Origin of the sequence: Rhodococcus sp. EPR-157 (assembly GCF_001647195.1) — a bacterium.
In the GTDB taxonomy this organism is placed as follows: Bacteria; Actinomycetota; Actinomycetes; order Mycobacteriales; family Mycobacteriaceae; genus Rhodococcoides.
This window is the reverse complement of the sequence record NZ_LVCV01000400.1, coordinates 1-17,892: the sequence shown is the minus strand read 5'-3', so window position 1 is coordinate 17,892 and position 17,892 is coordinate 1. Positions and strand designations below refer to the sequence as shown.

Here is a 17,892-nt window from a genome sequence, read left to right as displayed (position 1 = left end):
CGTTCGTTCCAGTCCCGCTCGGCGGGTACCAGACGTCCTGCAGGAAGGATAGCGGCACGGGTGTGCCGCGGCCACGAAGTAACCGGTGATCTATTTCACTCTGGCCCGACGTCGTCTCGCCCGGAGGTGTCAGTCGGCGCGGCGGCGGTGCCGACGCTCGGTCGGTTCACTCTCGCCCGTCTGAAGTCCAGCGAGGATTTCCGCCACGGACCGGCCGTTGGAGTGCGCTCCCGAGTTCGCCGCAGCGTCCGGGTCAGCCCGACGTCGGCGGCGCGGTGCAGGCTCGGGGAGATCCCACTGTCCGGACGAGGACTCGGAGGCGCTGACCGGCTCGGGGTCGGGAGCCGGTGCCGGATCGGCGTAGTCCGGCAGCGCCTGCGACGACACGTCGTCGCTCGCAGTCCCGGGGAAGTCTTCTTCGGCAGCGTCCGCCTGTTCGAAGGGCGGTGGCGGGTCGGATTCCGTTGCGTAATCGTCCCACGATCTCGCCGGACTGTTCTCCGGTGCCTGCACCTCACCGGCGTCGTCGACACCACTGTCGTAGTCGGCAGCTTCGCCGTAGTTCACCGGTTCGGCGTAATTCACGGGTTCGGCGTAATTCACTGATTCGTCGTCACCGGCAGCATCCGAGCCAGCAGGAGTCACGGGCCCTGGGGCGGGTCCTGACGCACGCGGCGGCGTCGGGGTGCGTCGCCCGCCACCAGGTACCCGTGGCTCGGGCCGTCGAGCGGGGGTCACTCTCGTCGATTCCGAGTAGTAATTGCGAGTCGGTTCGTGACCATGCGATGCATCCGAGTACACGACCGAGGTTTCTGCGGTGACGGGTTCGTCGTACGGGGTGGCCAGGCCCGGCACCGAGCCGACGGGTCCGCCATCTGCACCGTTGGACTGCTCCGGTTCGTGCGGGCCCGCCACACTCGGTCGTCCGGGCACATACAGCCCCGACGGGGCGGGCTGATAGCTGTCGTAGTTCCGACTGCCGCCGAGTTCGGCCATCCTGGTCGCTTCCGCGCGCAGGGCGACGCGTTCGGTCGGTAGGTTGCCGTCGAACAGCATCTGCAGGTTGTTCCGGAGGTGCGCGAGCTCTGCGCGTAGCGCCGCGATCTCGCTGGTCTCGACCTGTACTTCACTCCGGACCCGAGCTTCGACACCGAGCTCGTACTCGCGGCGCGCGGAGATCTCGCGTGCGAGCTGTAGCTCGTACACGGTCTGTAAGTCCTTGGCCTTCGTCTGGTCGGCGACGGACTCCCGCCGGTACTTGGTCATCGCGAAGGCACCGACTATCGCGGCCCACAGCGCCGACACCAGGCCGACACGAAGCCACTGAACGTTCTCGCTGAACAATAGAAGGACACTCGCGGCTATCCCGAACATGACGAGCGCGGCGATGAACAGTTGGCTCGCGCTGCGCCGCGAGCGACGGCCGGCTTTCGCGCGAGTCTGGTCGGTCATGCCAACCAGCGTAGCTGGCGAATCGCCGGCTAAAGGTCAACCTCGATTGCGGTTCGCTACAGGAGTCGTAAATTCTCGCTTATCAGCGGCGTGCCACCGCAAGAGTGCCCGTCTCACCGCGACTCGCCGGATCCGTCCTTGGGTGTTCGGCAGCATTGTTCGAGCCACAGCGCGGATCCGACGAGCGCGAGGCCCGCGACGAGGCCCACTATTGCCCCGCCCACATCGTCGGAAGCAGCTCGAACCGTCGCAGCCAGCGGCGCCACGTAGAGCAGAAACCCGATCCATACTCCGGTCACGCCTGCCCCGACCAGAGCCGACGCTTTGGCCAGTGCAAGAGCCCGTGCTGCGGTGATCGGGTGCAGTTGCTGAGGACCGTCGCCGACTCGGCTACCACCGATCCGAGATCGAACGACGAACCCAAGGACCAGTTCGCCAAGTGCGATCGGATACAGCGACGCCCCAGCCAACACCGAAATCGGCGGGAGCGAACCGTAGAACGACCGCACCAGCAACCACATCGCAACCGCTGCGAAGACCGCAAGGCCGACCAGGTCCAACACTCGGGTCGTCTTCATCTCGTTCAACGGGGTGTGTCCAGCGTCATGTCGGTCCGTCGTACGCTCGCGCGTTCGGAGTCGGTGAGCGATGCCAGCCACGCCGAGACACTGCGGGCGTCGTCACCGACCGCCAGAGTCGCGTCGGGCTCGATGTCCAACCAGGGTGTGAGAACGAATGCCCGCTGGTGAGCGCGCGGATGGGGCAAGAGCAACTCGGGGTCGGCGCTGATCAAGTCGTCGCCCGGAACTGATCTGCAGACGACGATGTCGACATCGAGACTTCGAGGTCCCCACCGGACGACGCGAACGCGTTCGGCCGCCTCCTCCCGCTCCCTCGCGAACTCGAGCCACTGGTACGGCCCGCGCTCCTGATCGTCGGCCACGACGACGGCGTTGAGGAAGTCCTGCTGCTCGACTCCTCCCCAGGGCTCCGACGAAAACACCGCCGATGCACTGACGAGGCGCGGCCCGAGTTCGGCAGTGACGGACCGGAGGTGGGCGAGCGAATCTCCGACGTTGCTACCGATCGAGAGGACGACGCGCGTCATGCGCCTGCCCGAGTGCGGTGCGCCACCACTGCGACGTCGGCGAACTCGAGCGGAATCGGAGCCGACGGCTTGTGTAGCGTCACCTCGACTGCGTCGACGCGATCGTCCTTCATCACGTCATCGGCAATTTCTGCGGCGACGGTCTCGATGAGATCGCGCGCGGGACCGGAAATGATCGCGGCAGCAGCCTCGGCTAGCTCGCCATAGTGCATCGTCGCCGTCAGGTCGTCGGTGGCGGCTGCCTTCTTCAGGTCCATCCAGACAATGATGTCGACCTCGAAATCCTGGCCGTCTCGCTTCTCGAAATCGAAGACACCGTGATGTCCACGAACCTTGAGCCCGCGCAATTCGATTCGGTCGCTCATCTTCCGCCTTCCTGCCATGCTTCTACGACGGCCAGCGCGTCGAGAGTCGCGCGCGCGTCGTGCACCCGCACGCCCCACGCGCCGCCCGCGATCGCCAACGCCGAGACGACCGCGGTTGCGATCTCCCGTCCGTCCGGCGGACGCGGAACGCCGTCCGTCGCCAGTAGAGATCCGAGGAAGCGCTTTCGCGAGGCCCCGATCAACACCGGCATTCCCAGCTCGACGAACACAGGTATCGCATGAAGCAGCTGCCAGTTGTGACGAGCGGTCTTGGCGAAACCGAGGCCGGGATCGAGCACGATGTTCGAGGACTTCACACCTGCTTCCAGTGCGTGATCGACCTGTTCGAGAAGCTCACGACGAACGTCGGCGACAACGTTGTCGTACTGCTCGGCGGCACCGGTGTGGGCAAAGCCCTGGGCCGAACGCCAGTGCATCAGGATCCACGGAATACCGGCGTCGGCGACGACGGCCGCCATGTCCCGGTCGGCGCGTCCGCCCGAAACGTCGTTGACGATGGACACTCCAGCCTCGACGGCGGCGGCCGCGACCGAGGCACGCATCGTGTCCACGCTCGTCGAAATGCCACGAGCACTGAGCTCTCTGATGACTGGAACCACCCGATCGGCCTCGACTCCCGGATCGATCCGCTCGGCGCCCGGACGGGTCGATTCTCCGCCGACGTCGACGATGTCGACGCCCAGACCGTGTAGTTCGACACCGTGCGCGACCGCAGCATCGACGTCGAGATAGCGTCCACCGTCCGAGAACGAATCGGCGGTGACGTTGAGAACCCCCATCACGACTGGGCCGGAGGGAATCGTGGCTGGCAGCGTCATTTGCGCAGAATGAGATCCAACGCCTCGGAACGCGACGCTGCACTCGACTGGAACAGGCCTCGGACAGCGGACGTAGTCGTGCTTGCGCCGGGCTTGCGGATGCCGCGCATCGCCATGCAAAGGTGTTCGGCCTCGATCACTACGATCGCGCCGCGTGGATCCAGCTTGCGCATCACGGCGTCGGCCACCTGACTGGTCAACCGCTCCTGCACCTGAGGCCGTTTGGCATAGAGGTCGACGACGCGTGCCAGCTTGGACAGCCCGGTCACCTTTCCGCTGCTACCCGGGATGTAACCCACATGTGCCACACCGTGGAACGACACGAGGTGGTGCTCACATGTCGAGTACATCGGAATGTCGCGAACGAGCACGAGTTCCTGGTGACCTTCGTCGAAAGTCGTGTTCAATACCGAATCCGGGTCCGTGTACAGACCGCCGAACATCTCTCGGTACGCACGTGCCACCCGGGCAGGAGTATCGACGAGCCCTGCGCGATCGGGATCCTCGCCGACCGCGATCAGAAGTTCCCGAACGGCCGCTTCGGCCCGCGGCTGATCGAAGGTGTTGCCGGTTCCGACTGCAACCACATCGCCGGGTGCAACTGCCGCACCGTCCTCATCGATCTGCCTGACTGACACGTGCCCTACCTCCGCATCCCTGACCTACGGGTCATCCCGCAGGCTCCACACTGGCCGAACCCGGTCATTCCGCAGGCTCCACTACACAAACGTCCGGGTCATTCCGCAGGCTCCACTACACAAACCTCCGGGTCATTCCGCAGGCTCCACTCCAGCCTATCGCCGGGAGATCACTGGCTCACTGGTGGCCGTTCGGACCTTCCCATCGCTGGGTGCGCGGACCTTCGTCACCCTCCCGATCCGATTCCCGTTCGTCGGGACGACGATCCGGGTCCGGCTGCCCACCGAGGGGCAAGCCACCGAGTGGATCCCATTGCGATCCAGCGGGATCCCGATGCTGCGGCGCGGGGTTCGGAGGCTGCTGCGCTCCACTGGGCGCCTCGCGGTCGCCGCTCGGATCTCGATACTCCGGCGGCTGGTACTGCGGCGGACGATACTGCGGCGACTGGTACGTAGGGGGAGCCTGGTACGGCGCTACTGGGTCGGAGTAGCGGTTGCCGCCGTTTCTGCCGACGCTGTCCGAACCACCGGCGGATCCTGACGAATCACGCGGCGGCCATCCCGGCGCCGACCATCCCGCAGGAGCACCGTAATCGGGACGCGAACTCTGGGGCCGTGGCTCCGGGTTCCGGTAGGAACCACCGCTGTAGTTGCCGCCCGAGTGCTGGCCGCCACTGCTCTGGCCGCCGTTGCCCTGACCGCCACTGCCCTGCGGGCTGCTGCTCTGGCCCCCGCTGTAGGGGGCACTTCCGTACGGTGTCGCGGTCTGCCCGGGCCCGCCGGTATGAGCGCCACCATTGCTCGGACCACCATTGCTCGGAGCACCATTGGTCGGAGCACCGTGGCTGGGAGTTCCGTTGTATCCGCCACCGTTACGAGCGCCGTTCGAGGCACCGTTGCTCGGGGCACCGCTGGGATAGCCGTGCTGCCGACTACCGCCGTTGTAGCTTTCCGGTGCACCCTTCGACAGCTGTGGCGGTCCGGCGTAGCTCGGCTGCGGGAACTGCTGCGGTGGAGCAGGTTTCGGCGCGATCGGCTGAGGGGGCCACGGCTCGCCGCGTTCGATGGCGAGTTCACCCGGCGTCTTGACCGGTGGCTTGTCCGATGGGACTCGATCGCCGAAGTCGTTGAACGCGGTGATCCGGGGACGCTTGCTGACGCCGGTGAATATCTTCTCGAGGTCCTTGCGCGTCAGCGTCTCCCGCTCGAGGAGTTCGGTGGCGAGCGTATCCAGCACATCGCGGTACTCGTTGAGGATGGCCCACGCCTCGGTGTGCGCCGCCTCGATGAGCTTGCGCACCTCCTCGTCGATCTCGCGTGCGACCTCGTGCGAGAAGTCGGACTGCACGCCCATCGAACGACCGAGGAAGGGGTCGCCCTGCTCCTGGCCGTAACGGACCGCACCGAGCTTGCTGCTCATGCCGTATTCGGTGACCATCGCACGCGCGATCTTGGTTGCCTGATCGATGTCCGAGGACGCGCCGGTGGTCGGTTCGTGGAAGACGAGTTCCTCCGCCGCGCGTCCGCCCATTGCCATGACGAGGCGCGCGATCATCTCGGACCGAGTCATCAGCCCCTTGTCGTCCTCGGGCACCGTCATGGCGTGGCCACCGGTACGACCACGCGCCAGGATGGTGACCTTGTAGACGGGCTCGATGTCCGGCATTGCCCAGGCAGCGAGCGTGTGCCCACCTTCGTGGTAGGCCGTGATCTTCTTCTCGTGCTCGCTGATGATGCGGCTCTTGCGGCGTGGTCCTCCCACGACGCGATCCACCGATTCCTCCAGAGCGGCCTCGGTGATGACGGTGCCGTTCTCGCGCGCCGTGAGCAATGCTGCCTCGTTGATGACGTTGGCCAGGTCCGCTCCGGACATACCGACGGTGCGCTTGGCCAAGCCCTCCAGGTCGGCGTCGTGCGCGACCGGCTTGCCTGCGGAGTGCACAGCAAGAATTGCGCGGCGACCGGCAAGGTCGGGTGCTCCGACCGGAATCTGGCGATCGAAACGACCGGGGCGGAGAAGAGCTGGGTCGAGAATGTCGGGACGGTTGGTCGCGGCGATCAGGATGACGCCGGTTCGTTCACCGAAACCGTCCATCTCTACGAGAAGCTGATTGAGCGTCTGCTCCCGCTCGTCGTGCCCGCCGCCCATGCCTGCTCCACGCTGGCGACCGACGGCGTCGATCTCGTCGACGAAGATGATGCACGGACTGTTCTGCTTGGCCTGTTCGAACAGGTCACGAACTCGGGACGCGCCGACACCGACGAACATCTCGACGAAGTCGGAACCCGAGATGGTGAAGAACGGAACGCCCGCCTCACCTGCGACAGCGCGCGCGAGCAGGGTCTTACCGGTTCCGGGAGGGCCGTAGAGCAGAACGCCGCGCGGGATCTTCGCGCCGAGCGCCTGGTAGCGGGCCGGATTCTGCAGGAAGTCCTTGATCTCGTACAACTCTTCGACAGCTTCGTCGGCGCCCGCGACATCCTGGAACGTCGTCTTCGGCATGTCCTTGCTGAGCTGCTTCGCCTTGGACTTGCCGAAGCCCATGACACCGCCGAGACCACCGCCCTGCATACGACTCATGACGAAGATGAACACACCGAGCAGAAGGATCATCGGCAAGACGAACAGCAGAAGGGACGAAACCCAGCTGTCCTGGCTCACGACGGTGTTGTAGCTCTCGAGGCCGTCGGAGCTGACCTTGTCGAAGATCGTCTCCGATGCGGAGTCCGGGTACTTGGCGAGGATCTGCGTCTCGTTGCCTGTCGCCTCGTTGCCGTTCTTCAGGTACAGGCGGACCTGCTGCTCCCGGTCGTCGATCTGCGCCTTGTCGACGTTCTGCGAGTCGAGCTGCGCGATCGCCACCGAGGTGTCGACGGTCTTCCAGCCGCGAGTGTCGCTTCCGAAGTAGCTGATGGCAAAGATCACCAACAGGATGCCGAAAACGATGGCCAGGTTCCGTATAACTGTCTTCCGATTCATACAGCTTCAGCCGAGACGGCCTCGTCCTTTCCAGTCATCTCCGATGCGTGGATCACGGCCACACTCGGATGCCCCAGGCTACCGCGAGCGGCCACCATGTACCTGAAGTGCATGGACCTGACATGAGTCAGACCCACAGTGCAGCGGCCACGGACCTGCAGTGCTACTGCATGCATCACGCTTCTCCCCAGTCCAACGTCGGCCTCGCCTCACAGGTTCCCCAGTACCTCGCAGCACGCCCCCTGCGGACCAGCGTCCATTGTGTCAAAGGCGACCCCTTCGGGTCACGCCGCGAATTCGATTGCCCCCGCTTCCTCCCCCGGTATTCGAATCTACGCTTCTACCAGGCAGAACGCCTCCCGCAGGTTTATGGTTGTGAGCGTGCAGCCAGGCTCGGATCGGGTCACCGCCACCGACAACGTCACATCGGCTCGACCCGATGGGACGTCGACGGTGACTTCTGCGGCCACGAACGGCACCGACTCGAACGATGCTCCCGACCACGATCCCGCCGATCGACTTCGCCGGGCGTGGAAGGCCGCGCGTACCGGTGACCCACTCACTCCACCGATCCTGTCGAACTTCCTTCCCGATACCGCGGACGTTCGTCGACGCTTGCTCGAACAGCTGATATCGGTCGATCTGCAAGAACGATGGCTACGATCCAGCGTTCCGAAGCGGCTGAACCAGTACTGCGACGAGTTCGAGGAACTTGCTGCCGCATCGCTTCCTGCCTGGCTGATCTACGAGGAGTTCTGCATCCGACGCCAGGCCGGCGACTCCGTTTCCCCGCAGCTCTACGCCGCCGAGTATCCGGCGCAGTCGGCCGACCTCGCGGAAATGCTGAACACCATGCTCGGCGAGGCAACCGAGCAGAGGACGACCGAGCTGGAAGAAACCGTGATAGGCGAGACGCGGATCAGCATCAGCGTCAGCAGTATCGCCACTGTCGCCGGACCCGCAACCGCGGACATGACCGGCACGGCGGCCGGAGCCCTCGCGTGGACGCGGCCGGGCTCGAGCGACGAACTCGAAGACCTCGACGTGGGCGATCGCGTCGACGACTTCGACCTCTTGATGGGACTCGGCCGCGGAGCCTTCGCGCGGGTCTTCCTGTCTCGGCAACGGTCGATGCAACGGATCGTCGCGGTGAAGATCTCGGAAGATCGCGGCAGCGAACCGCAAACGCTCGCGCAACTCGACCACGACTACATAGTCCGGGTCTTCGACCAACGCGTCCTGCCCGACAAGGGCCTCCGTCTCCTGTATATGCAGTACGTACCGGGCGGAACCCTGCTCGATCTTCTCCAGCGCGTGCGCGCCTGCCCGGCCGACGAACGTAGCGGCACTCTCCTTCTCGACACCGTCGACGCCGCACTCGACGCCAGAGGAAGCCTGCGCCCCACGGATTCCACTGTGCGCGAATCTCTCGCCAGCTTGTCGTGGCCCGAGACGGTTGCCTGGCTCGGGCGGCGCCTCGCGGAGGCTTTGCACTATGCGGGTGAGCAGGGCGTTCTGCATCGTGACATCAAACCGGCGAACGTACTGCTCACCGCGGAGGGCGTGCCCAAGCTTGCGGATTTCAACATCAGCTTTTCCGATCAGGTCGACGGTGACAGTCCGGTCGCGTATTTCGGGGGCTCACTGTCCTACATGTCCCCCGAGCAGCTGGAGGCATGCCATCCTGGTCGCCCCGGTGGGGCGGAGGACCTCGACACGCGGAGCGATCTGTATTCACTCGCGGTCGTGCTGTGGGAGCTCTTGACCGGGGTCAAGCCGTTCGACGATTCGAATTCCAATGTCGAGGACGGCGACCGAACCGTCATCGACGGACTGCTCGACACCCGTCGTACTGGGATCACCGACTCCGCGATCGCGACACTTCCAGCGGAGTGCCCGTCGACGTTGCGCAGAGTTCTCGTCGAGTGTCTGTCGCCGAATGTCGGGGACCGCTGGTCGACCGGCCAGGAGTTGGCGCAACAGTTCGACCTGTGCCTCGACCAGCACGCACGCAATCTCGTCGACCCGCCGCCGTCGAGCACCCGATTTCGATTGCGGCCGTTCACCGTTCCGGTGATGACTGCCGCGATCGGAATCCCCAATGCCGTCTCCGCCATATACAACTATCAGCACAACAAGGCGCTGATCATCGGTGACCTGCCGGCCGTCGCACAGGATCGCTTCGAGACCGTGACGGCGGTGATCAACGGACTCTTCTGGCCGATCGGCCTCGTACTGATCGTCTACTTCTTTCGACGGGTGCTGGCCGTTCCGCGCGCGTTGCGCGCCGGCCGGACAGTGCCGGAGAAGCGACTTGCCGACGCCCGCGCCGACACTCTGTTGGCTGCGGATCGGATCGTGGCCGTATGCCTCGGACTGTGGGTGTGCGCGGGAATCGCCTTCCCGCTCTCGCTGCAGATCGCTGCCGGGTCCGTACCTGCGCAGGCGTACGTGCACTTCATCGCGTCACTCGTGGTGTGCGGCGCGATGGCGACCGCATACCCGTTCTTTCTGGTGTCGCTGTTCACCATCCGGTGCCTGTATCCGTCGTTCTTGCCGTACGGACGAGCCGGAAGCGCCGACGAGGCCCTCCTCCGCGCACTGGGGCGCCGCAGCATCGGCTATCTGACCGTCACCGCCGCGATCCCACTTGTCGCGGTCGCCGGCCTGACTTTCGTTCCTGCAGAAAATATCCCGGCCATCATCGGAGTAGTGCGAGTCGTGTGCATCGGCGGCATCGCGGCCTTCGTGGCGTCGTACACGATCTTCCGCTTGATCGAGCGCGATCTCGACGCCCTACGCCGTGTCGTATCGCGAAACTAGCCGCCGTACACGCGCGGTTCGAGGGTGCCGATGTACGGGAGGTCGCGGTACCGCTCGTTGTAGTCGAGACCGTATCCGACGACGAATTCGTTGGGGATGTCGAAGCCGACGTTGGCGACCTCGACGTCGACCTTGATCGCGTCGGGTTTGCGCAGCAGCGTCACAACCGACAGCGATGCAGGATTGCGCGTCGCCAGGTTGCGCTTGAGCCACGACAACGTCAGTCCGGAATCGATGATGTCCTCGACGATGAGCACATTGCGTCCGTTGATGTCACGATCGAGGTCCTTGAGGATGCGGACGACACCGGACGACGACGTCGACGATCCGTAGGAACTGACCGCCATGAACTCGAGCTGCGTCGGGATGGGCAGCGCGCGAGCGAAGTCCGTCATGAACATGATGGCGCCCTTGAGAACACCGACCAGAAGAAGATCACCCTCGGGCGCGTCCTCCGGATACCGCTTGGCGATCTCTTCGGCGAGCTCGATGGTGCGGGTTTTGATCTGTTCCTCGGAGATGAGAATGGATTCGATGTCGCCCTCGTACACGGCGGTCCCTTCGTAGGTTCTCGTTGGTTCACGGATTCTCTGTAGAACCTGTCCGCAGGCTCCACTCCAGCTCCGTCGCAAGCCTGCCATGTCGACGCCCCACCACCAACCTGGCACCTGCGGGCGCACCGCTCACGGCGACCCCGCCCTGACCGCGCCAGTCGCCGACGAGATCGTCGACGAGTCGTAATTGCCTGTCCGACATATCCTTTGCGCCGCGACGCAGCAGCCACGCACGTAGCGTACGACGCCGAAGCGCCGGTGGGACGCCCGTGAGCGCCGTCACGGTCAGTTCGTCACCGACGCTCGCCGAGTCGAGGAGTTCCACCGCCAAGGCGTCGAGAACCTGCGAATCCTCGCGGACCTGAGCTGCAGTTCGTCCGAGCGCCTGGGCGACACCACCGCCGAGAACGTCCTCGAGCAGCGGCAACACCTCGTGCCGCAACCGCACTCTTGAGAACGTCGCGTCGGAGTTGTGCGGATCCTCGAACGGAATCACACCCAGTTCGACGCAGGCCTGCCTCGTCACCGACCGTCGAATATCGAGCAGTGGTCGTCCCCACGGCTCATCCCACGGCGACATCCCGGCGATCGAACGGGGACCGGATCCTCGTGACAGTCCGAGGAGCACTGTTTCGGCCTGGTCATCGAGTGTGTGAGCGATGAGAACCGGAAGATCTCCGCGCGCCTGCTCCAACGCGGCATAGCGCGCCCGTCGCGCAGCGGCTTCCATCCCGCCTGCGGTGCCGACAGTCACCGTCTGCACGATCGCGTCGATGCAGCCGAACGTAGTGGCCTGCTGGGCGGCCCTCGCCGCTACGTCTGCCGAACCCGCCTGCAACCCGTGATCGACGACGAGTGCCACAACCTGAGGAACTTCGGCGACCGCCGCGGCCGTCAGCGCCAACGAATCCGCTCCACCCGACAGCGCGACGGCAACCGGCCCCGGCCGCCTCTGCGTCCAGGCACGAACCGCGTGCCGAACAGCGAGGATTGCTGGCTCTTCCGGCAGCATCAGCCCAGTACGCGCGCGATCCACCGGTCGGGATTCTCGATCTCGTCGAGCAACGGCAGCGTGGTCTCGTCGGTCCAGATCGTGTTGAATTGCTCCATTCCGACCGTCGCGACCACATGATCGACGAAGGCTTTCCCTCGAACGTACTGCGCCATCTTCGCGTCCATGCCGAGCAGTGCGCGAATCACTCTCTGCAGCGGATTCTGCTTACGTCGACGACGAGCGTCGAATGCACTTCTGATCTGCGCAACCGACGGAACGACTGCCGGGCCGACCGCGTCCATGACGTGATCGGCGTGGCCTTCCAATAGCGTACCGAGCACCAGCAGCCGGTCGATGGCCTCGCGCGCCGCCACAGGTTGCGTCGCCCGCAGCAGCCCGACGATGCCCGCGTCCTCGGCCTTGTCGGATTCCTTCCGGTTCTTCAACGCGTTAGTCAGCCGCGAGGCGAACTCGCTCATCGGCTCGTCCACTCCGTCGGACAGCACGGCTACCGAGCTCCGCATGTACTCGCCGAGCCACGGCGCCGACGAGAACTGGACCCGGTGCGTCACCTCGTGCAGGCACACCCACAAGCGGAAGTCGCTCGGTGGAACTCGAAGCGCACGTTCGACGGCGATGACGTTCGGTGCGACGAGCAGAAGCGTTCCGTGCTCACCGGTGAAAGGGTCGTACTGTCCCAGAATCGCGCTCGACAGAAACGCGAGCATCGCGCCCGCCTGCAAACCTGCGGGTTTACCTGCGAGCAGGCCGGAAGGTTCGGCGTCGGACTCGCCGGTCAAGTGCTTCATGGAGGCTGCGGCCGCCTCGATCCACCCGGCGCGGCCCACGATCTGCGCCTCCGGCACCGGTAAGCCGTCGGCCAGGCCAGTCGTGTCCCGGACCGGGCCTTCGGCACGAATCGACGCGGCGGCAAGCTCGGCGAACACCGCGTCCGCTGTGTAGCGCGACGTCGACGGTTCCTTCGGCGCCAACTTTGCCCCGGTCTTCGACGCCAGCGCCCAATCGACCGAGACGCTGAGCCCATTCGATTCCGTGTCGGAGTTCGCTGCATCCTCGTGTGGAACTGCCGCGTCCGTTCGGAGAGTCTTCGAATCCTTGCTGAACATCACCGGCAGCCACACATTCTGAGCGTCGACGCCACCGCATCCAGCGCCGGCCGCGAGACTTCCGGCGGCACATCGTTGGACATCAGAGCGAACGTGAGTGCCCTGCCGTCGACGTCGACGACGTACCCGGCGAGGGCGCTTGCTGCTGACAGTGTGCCAGTCTTGGCGCGCACCCATCCGGCGCCGACGCGGTCGTTGCTTGCGTAGCGATCCGTCAGCGTGCCTGTCGACCCCGCGACGGGCAGGTAGTCGAGCATCGGCCGTAAATCCGGCTTCTCCGAACCCGCGGCCGAGGTCAAGATCTGATCGAGGATTCTGGCGGGGATCAGATCGTCGACGGAAAGTCCGCTCAGGTCGTGCAACTTCATTCCGGTCAGGTCGTAGCCTGCGGCGAACAAAGTCTGTCCGACGGAATCCACCGCCCCGGCGAACGACGCCGCAGTGTTGGTCTCGATCGCTATCTCGCGACCGACCGCCTCGGCCAGGACGTTGTCGGATCTGCCCATCATCTGTCCGAGACGGTCACGCAACGGAGCGGATTGCACGCTGGCGACCTGGTCGGCGCCCTCCGGTGCCGTGCCGATGGATACCCGGGCCGGGTCGATACCGAGGCCACGGGCAAGCGCTCTGCCCGCGTCGAGTGCGGGCTCGGCACTGCGCGCCGATTCGTCTTCCAACGGCACCGATCGGCCACCGTCGATCATGATCGGTTCGATCGGGGTGATGTAGCCGGCGGCGACGTCGGGCGTGAACCATCCCTGCGCCATCGTCGGACCGTCGTAGATGGAGGTGTCGACGACGATGCGGTCGAATGGAGTTCCCGACCGCGCGATCTGTTCGACCATGTCGTCGATGCGGGCCGCACCCGGATAGAAGCCGGGGCTACCCATCGGCTGCGCTGTGATCGTGGGATCGCCCGCCGCGACGATGACGATTTCGCCGTCGCTCGCACCCTTGACGACCCGCGTTGTGACTCGGTGTTCCGGCGACAACGCCAGCATCGCGGCGGCAGCGGTAAGCACCTTGGCCGTCGACGCAGGAGTCATCGGTGTGTCACTGCCCTGGGACCAGAGGACGCGGCCCGTCCCGGCGTCGGCGACAACTCCGGTGAACGAGCCGAGCCCGGGAGCGCCGACAACCGGGGCCAGTGCGTCGGTGAGTCCCACCTCGGTCGGTGCCGGAGCGGAATCCGAAATGGGGGCGATGGCCGGTACGAGCATCACCGGGTCCGGTTCGGGCGCTGTCGGAGCAGCCGAGTCGTTGCCGGACGCGCCTGGCACAATCGCGGCCACCGCAGTGCCGCCCGCGGCGAGAACCACGATCACACCCAGAACGAGCAAGATTCGTGTCCGACGTCGCTTGCGACCGGCGGTCGGGCCGAGAAATCGCTTGGTCAACCCCGCCACCCGTTCCTCCATCGCACTCGTATCTGCCCAGTGGCAGTTTCCTCAACAGTATCCTCGGGTCCGGTACGCTTGCGCCGCCACCATCGTGCGTCATACGAGACGCCAAGCGAGTAGAAGAAGAGCGAGGGCTGCACGTGCCGTTCGACGTCACCATCGAGATCCCCAAGGGCCAGCGCAACAAGTACGAGGTCGACCACAAAACTGGTCGCGTGCGTCTGGACCGCTACCTGTACACGGCGATGGGCTACCCCGCCGACTACGGCTTCATCGAAGGCACGCTCGGCGAAGACGGCGACCCGTTGGACGCATTCGTCCTGCTCCCCGAGTCCGTGTTCCCCGGTGTCCTCATCGAGGCTCGCCCGGTCGCCATGTTCAAGATGGTCGACGAAGCCGGCGGTGACGACAAGGTGCTGTGTGTGCCTGCAGGCGACAAGCGTTGGGACCACGTCCAAGACCTCGGAGATGTCTCGACCTTCGAACTCGACGCCATCAAGCACTTCTTCGTCCACTACAAGGACTTGGAGCCGAACAAGCACGTCACGGCCGCGGACTGGGTGGGTCGCGCCGAGGCAGAAGCCGAAATCGCTGCATCGTTCAAGCGTTTGGCGGACAATCCGGAACACTGAGAAGTTCGAACACACTTCTCGGGGGCAACACGAACAAACACGGTAAGACGAGCGAAGTAACCAGGTGGGGAGAAATATGACCGACAGCAATACGACGGGTGAGCGGCGTAACTCGGAGTCGCGAGCCATATCCGACCCGGCACAGTTTCCCGACCTGCCCGTCACCGTTGTTCTGGATCGGATCCCGGTTCCGATCCTCGCTGTCGACCCCACTGGTGGCATCGTGTTCGCCAACGAGGCGTTCGACGAACTCTTCGGAACGGATCGCTCCGAGCGTTCGGACTTCCACCTGCACGACATCTTCCCGGATCAGGCTCCCGAGGGTGTCAACGTCGCCGACATGTTCCTCACGACGGTGGCCACCCGCGCCGACTCGCTGTGGCGCATGACGGACAAGACCGGCGATGTCGTGCAGGTCCGCGCCAGCAAGTCGATCCTGCGGCGGGCCGAGGACAATTTGGTTCTGGTCGCTCTGGAGGACTTCACGGACCAGCTCTGGAACGACCCCAAGAGCGCACTGCGCTGAGCCCGGCGGCGACCCTTCAGGCTCCGAACACTTTCGCCTGGTCGCCGCCGGCCCGCTTGGCCTCGTACATCGCGTTGTCGGCTTTCAGCAACGCCGAGTGCACCATCTCCGAGGCATGCGGCGGCGGTTGAGCTTTCCACCGATCCACCGAAATCATGGCCGCCCCCACGCTGCCGGTCACCGAGCTCTCGTCCGTCGGCTCGCTCAACGACTCCGAGATGGAGTCGGCAAGCGCGACCACGTCCGACGGTTCCATCAAGACCGCGATCGTGAATTCCTCGCCACCTGTTCGTGCCACGCACGAGCCCTCGGGCACCGCGTGTGCCAGCCGAAATGCGGTGGATCGAAGTACTCCGTCACCAGCGGCATGGCCGCACGAGTCGTTGACGAATTTGAATCGATCGAGATCGACGACGAACACCGTCACGTTCTCACCGGGTTTCGCCTCGGTCAACATCCTTTCGATTCGGAACTCGAAGCCGCGACGGTTCAGCAGGCCGGTGAGCGAGTCGGTGATCGCGAGTTCCAACTGCGCCTTGATCACGGCGCGAAACACCAGAACAGAATTGGCGACGACCAGGACGACCAACGCCTGAGCCAGTATCGACAACGGGGAATGCCTCCCCTCGAACGTGGCAGCGACCGCGAACGCAACGATGACGACGCTGACGAATACGGAATGCGCGCGTAGAACGGTCTTGCTGGAGAAGTACGCGATGTAGATTCCGATGACCGCGAACAGGCCGGTTGCGTGCAGCGCGAGTCCACGCTGGGCGAACGTGAGCAGAACCGTCGCGACCCCGACGTCGGCGTAGAACACGAACCATCCCGGCATCCGGACCACGTCTCGTCCGTACACCCACCACCAGATGCCGACCGGGATGGTGGACAGCAACACGACCACGCACACAGACCTCGCAGCCGCTGTGGAAGGCCCCTCCCCAGAGAACAAGACGACTGTGCCGATGATGGCGAACACGGGCACCAGTACCGCAATCCCGCGACCGACCTTGCGCTCGAGTCGCACTGCCGGATTGGGCGCCGTTCGCCCACGCAGAGTGCGTGGAATCCACCGACCGGTGATTCCCAGCACCACTCCTCCCTACCCGATTCGCAGCTTCACCCGCAGGTACGCGAACCGTACGATCGTTCCTAGTTACCGCCCGGCTTCACCCGTTCGTAGTCGGTCAGAAAGCGGTCCATGAGTTCGACCAACGACACCCGATCCTCGTACGACCAGTCCTCCAGGACGAGCGCGAGATGCGCCGTGCGCTTGCGATGCAATCGATATGCAACATTACGTCCGGAGTCGGTCGCTGCCAAAACGTAAGCACGACCATCTTTTTCGTCGCGAACGCGTTCGACGTGGCCGTGCTCCACCAGCTGGGCTACCTGCCGGCTCACAGTCGACGGGTCGGAGTTCACCAGGGCAGCCAACTCGCTCGACCGCATCGGACCGTCGCGTACCAGCCGAAACAGACAGACGAACGCGGCACCTTCGACGCCTCCGGATTCGGCGGACAGTTGAGCAAGCTTGCGATCACGAATTCGCTGCAACCGCACGAGCTGAGTACCGAGCTCCTCGGCTGTGTCGACGTCGGGCTCCACACCCATGTCAGCTGCCACTGAAGTCGGCCGGACGTTTCTCGAACACCGACGTGATGGCCTCCGTCAGATCGTTCGAGGCAAGGAAAGCCGCATTCCACGCCGCGACGTAGCGCAAGCTGTCGTCGACCGCCGCGGACCTCGAATGATCGAGCACGGTCTTGATGCCGTGAACGACGAGAGGAGGGTTGCCGGCGATTTCGGCCGCCGTCGCACGGGCACCCACGAGCAACGCGTCGTAATCGTCGAAGACGTCGTTGACCAGGCCGATCTTTTCCGCGCGGGCCGCATCGATGTCCTTGCCTGTCAAGGCGAGTTCGCGCAGGTGGCCGTCACCGATGATGGCAGGAAGCCGCGCAAGTGAGCCCATGTCCGCCACGATGGCCACCTTGACCTCGCGCACGCTGAACTTCGCATCGGCACTCGCGTATCGAATGTCCGCGGCGCTGATGAGGTCGAGTCCCCCGCCGATGCACCAGCCGTGCACGGCAGCTACAACGGGCTTGCGACAGTCCGCGACAGCATTCGTTGCCAGCTGCATCCGCTTGATCATGTCGTGGAACACCGTGCGAGGACCTGCAAGCGCCTTGTCCGCCATCAGCGGCGCGAACTCTCCACCCATCGCGGCCAGATCCAGACCGTAGGTGAAGTGCTTTCCGGAACCCGTGAGCAGCACCGCTCGGACATCCGGATCGACATCGAGCTGAGCGAACAACTGCGGGCACTCGGTCCAGAAGTCAGGGCCCATGGCATTGCCCTTACTGGGCCCGAGCAGTGTCACCGTCGCGATGTGGTCGGAAATCTCGACCGAGAATGCGTTCCAGTTGCGTTCCGTCATGTCGCCGAGCC

At 64.8% G+C, this 17,892-nt stretch carries 17 protein-coding genes; 3 read left to right on the top strand and 14 right to left on the bottom strand.

All coding sequences use genetic code 11. The features are described from left to right. Positions 1-129: 129 nt before the first annotated feature. From A2J03_RS18495 to ftsH, 7 genes are all read right to left on the bottom strand, one after another. Complete coding sequence (locus A2J03_RS18495; RefSeq protein WP_082897923.1) at positions 130-1,452, bottom strand: DUF6779 domain-containing protein; 1,323 nt, start codon at positions 1,450-1,452, stop codon at positions 130-132. A gap of 113 nt (positions 1,453-1,565) precedes the next feature. Then, positions 1,566-2,030, bottom strand: coding sequence for a DUF3180 domain-containing protein (locus A2J03_RS18490; RefSeq protein WP_068376757.1), 465 nt, complete (start codon positions 2,028-2,030; stop codon positions 1,566-1,568). Between the two features lie 5 nt (positions 2,031-2,035). After that, a complete protein-coding gene (gene folK, locus A2J03_RS18485) occupies positions 2,036-2,560 on the bottom strand; it encodes a 2-amino-4-hydroxy-6-hydroxymethyldihydropteridine diphosphokinase (RefSeq protein ID WP_068376754.1) in 525 nt (174 codons plus the stop codon). Then, positions 2,557-2,925, bottom strand: a complete 369-nt coding sequence (gene folB / locus A2J03_RS18480) for a dihydroneopterin aldolase (RefSeq protein ID WP_068376751.1) — start codon at positions 2,923-2,925, stop codon at positions 2,557-2,559. The genes folK and folB overlap by 4 nt, the downstream gene beginning before the upstream one ends. After that, on the bottom strand, positions 2,922-3,764 hold the full coding sequence (folP, locus tag A2J03_RS18475) for a dihydropteroate synthase (protein WP_231912602.1): 843 nt from the start codon (positions 3,762-3,764) through the stop codon (positions 2,922-2,924). Before folP ends, folB begins: the two co-directional genes overlap by 4 nt. After that, positions 3,761-4,387 carry a GTP cyclohydrolase I FolE gene (gene folE, locus A2J03_RS18470; RefSeq protein WP_068376809.1) on the bottom strand — a complete coding sequence of 209 codons (627 nt, stop codon included), beginning with the start codon at positions 4,385-4,387 and terminating at the stop codon, positions 3,761-3,763. Before folE ends, folP begins: the two co-directional genes overlap by 4 nt. 193 nt (positions 4,388-4,580) lie before the next feature. Beyond that, on the bottom strand, positions 4,581-7,382 hold the full coding sequence (ftsH, locus tag A2J03_RS18465) for an ATP-dependent zinc metalloprotease FtsH (RefSeq protein ID WP_068376748.1): 2,802 nt from the start codon (positions 7,380-7,382) through the stop codon (positions 4,581-4,583). 375 nt (positions 7,383-7,757) lie between these two features. On the opposite strand from ftsH, the gene A2J03_RS18460 reads away from it, so the two are divergent. After that, positions 7,758-10,205 carry a serine/threonine-protein kinase gene (locus A2J03_RS18460; protein WP_231912601.1) on the top strand — a complete coding sequence of 816 codons (2,448 nt, stop codon included), beginning with the start codon at positions 7,758-7,760 and terminating at the stop codon, positions 10,203-10,205. On the opposite strand, the gene hpt is transcribed toward A2J03_RS18460, so the two are convergent. Genes hpt through dacB form a run of 4 tightly spaced genes read right to left on the bottom strand, consistent with a single transcriptional unit; the run spans position 10,202 to position 14,298 of the window. Beyond that, positions 10,202-10,756 carry a hypoxanthine phosphoribosyltransferase gene (gene hpt, locus A2J03_RS18455; protein ID WP_068376737.1) on the bottom strand — a complete coding sequence of 185 codons (555 nt, stop codon included), beginning with the start codon at positions 10,754-10,756 and terminating at the stop codon, positions 10,202-10,204. The genes A2J03_RS18460 and hpt overlap by 4 nt on opposite strands. A 28-nt stretch (positions 10,757-10,784) precedes the next feature. Continuing rightward, positions 10,785-11,771 (bottom strand): tRNA lysidine(34) synthetase TilS, encoded by a 987-nt coding sequence (gene tilS, locus A2J03_RS18450; protein WP_068376803.1) that lies wholly within the window; start codon positions 11,769-11,771, stop codon positions 10,785-10,787. Next, positions 11,771-12,880: a zinc-dependent metalloprotease gene (locus tag A2J03_RS18445; RefSeq protein ID WP_082897924.1), complete on the bottom strand. Its 1,110-nt coding sequence runs from the start codon at positions 12,878-12,880 to the stop codon at positions 11,771-11,773. The genes tilS and A2J03_RS18445 overlap by 1 nt, the downstream gene beginning before the upstream one ends. Further along, the gene (gene dacB / locus A2J03_RS18440) at positions 12,880-14,298 is read right to left on the bottom strand and encodes a D-alanyl-D-alanine carboxypeptidase/D-alanyl-D-alanine endopeptidase (protein ID WP_068376734.1); all 1,419 of its coding nucleotides are present in this window, start codon (positions 14,296-14,298) and stop codon (positions 12,880-12,882) included. The genes A2J03_RS18445 and dacB overlap by 1 nt, the downstream gene beginning before the upstream one ends. 122 nt (positions 14,299-14,420) lie before the next feature. Here dacB and A2J03_RS18435 point away from each other — a divergent pair, with 122 nt between their 5' ends. Both A2J03_RS18435 and A2J03_RS18430 read left to right on the top strand, forming a co-directional pair. Continuing rightward, a complete protein-coding gene (locus A2J03_RS18435; protein ID WP_068376732.1) occupies positions 14,421-14,912 on the top strand; it encodes an inorganic diphosphatase in 492 nt (163 codons plus the stop codon). Positions 14,913-14,988: 76 nt separating this feature from the next. Then, a complete protein-coding gene (locus A2J03_RS18430) occupies positions 14,989-15,438 on the top strand; it encodes a PAS domain-containing protein (protein WP_068376730.1) in 450 nt (149 codons plus the stop codon). A 16-nt stretch (positions 15,439-15,454) separates the two neighbouring features. Here A2J03_RS18430 and A2J03_RS18425 read toward each other — a convergent pair whose 3' ends face one another. Genes A2J03_RS18425 through A2J03_RS18415 form a run of 3 tightly spaced genes read right to left on the bottom strand, consistent with a single transcriptional unit; the run spans position 15,455 to position 17,881 of the window. Next, positions 15,455-16,531: a GGDEF domain-containing protein gene (locus A2J03_RS18425; protein WP_068376798.1), complete on the bottom strand. Its 1,077-nt coding sequence runs from the start codon at positions 16,529-16,531 to the stop codon at positions 15,455-15,457. 59 nt (positions 16,532-16,590) lie between these two features. Next, the gene (locus tag A2J03_RS18420; protein WP_231912599.1) at positions 16,591-17,052 is read right to left on the bottom strand and encodes a MarR family winged helix-turn-helix transcriptional regulator; all 462 of its coding nucleotides are present in this window, start codon (positions 17,050-17,052) and stop codon (positions 16,591-16,593) included. A gap of 1 nt (position 17,053) precedes the next feature. Next, on the bottom strand, positions 17,054-17,881 hold the full coding sequence (locus tag A2J03_RS18415; protein ID WP_068376795.1) for a crotonase/enoyl-CoA hydratase family protein: 828 nt from the start codon (positions 17,879-17,881) through the stop codon (positions 17,054-17,056). Positions 17,882-17,892: the final 11 nt, after the last annotated feature.

Coding starts and splice junctions, on each gene's coding strand:
- folK (WP_068376754.1), bottom strand. CDS start 2,560: ATGACGCGCGTCGTCCTCTCGATCGGTAGCAACGTCGGAGATTCGCTC.
- dacB (WP_068376734.1), bottom strand. CDS start 14,298: ATGGAGGAACGGGTGGCGGGGTTGACCAAGCGATTTCTCGGCCCGACC.
- folB (WP_068376751.1), bottom strand. CDS start 2,925: ATGAGCGACCGAATCGAATTGCGCGGGCTCAAGGTTCGTGGACATCAC.
- folP (WP_231912602.1), bottom strand. CDS start 3,764: ATGACGCTGCCAGCCACGATTCCCTCCGGCCCAGTCGTGATGGGGGTT.
- A2J03_RS18490 (WP_068376757.1), bottom strand. CDS start 2,030: ATGAAGACGACCCGAGTGTTGGACCTGGTCGGCCTTGCGGTCTTCGCA.
- A2J03_RS18415 (WP_068376795.1), bottom strand. CDS start 17,881: ATGACGGAACGCAACTGGAACGCATTCTCGGTCGAGATTTCCGACCAC.
- A2J03_RS18430 (WP_068376730.1), top strand. CDS start 14,989: ATGACCGACAGCAATACGACGGGTGAGCGGCGTAACTCGGAGTCGCGA.
- tilS (WP_068376803.1), bottom strand. CDS start 11,771: ATGCTGCCGGAAGAGCCAGCAATCCTCGCTGTTCGGCACGCGGTTCGT.
- A2J03_RS18495 (WP_082897923.1), bottom strand. CDS start 1,452: ATGACCGACCAGACTCGCGCGAAAGCCGGCCGTCGCTCGCGGCGCAGC.
- A2J03_RS18420 (WP_231912599.1), bottom strand. CDS start 17,052: ATGGGTGTGGAGCCCGACGTCGACACAGCCGAGGAGCTCGGTACTCAG.
- ftsH (WP_068376748.1), bottom strand. CDS start 7,382: ATGAATCGGAAGACAGTTATACGGAACCTGGCCATCGTTTTCGGCATC.
- A2J03_RS18445 (WP_082897924.1), bottom strand. CDS start 12,880: ATGTTCAGCAAGGATTCGAAGACTCTCCGAACGGACGCGGCAGTTCCA.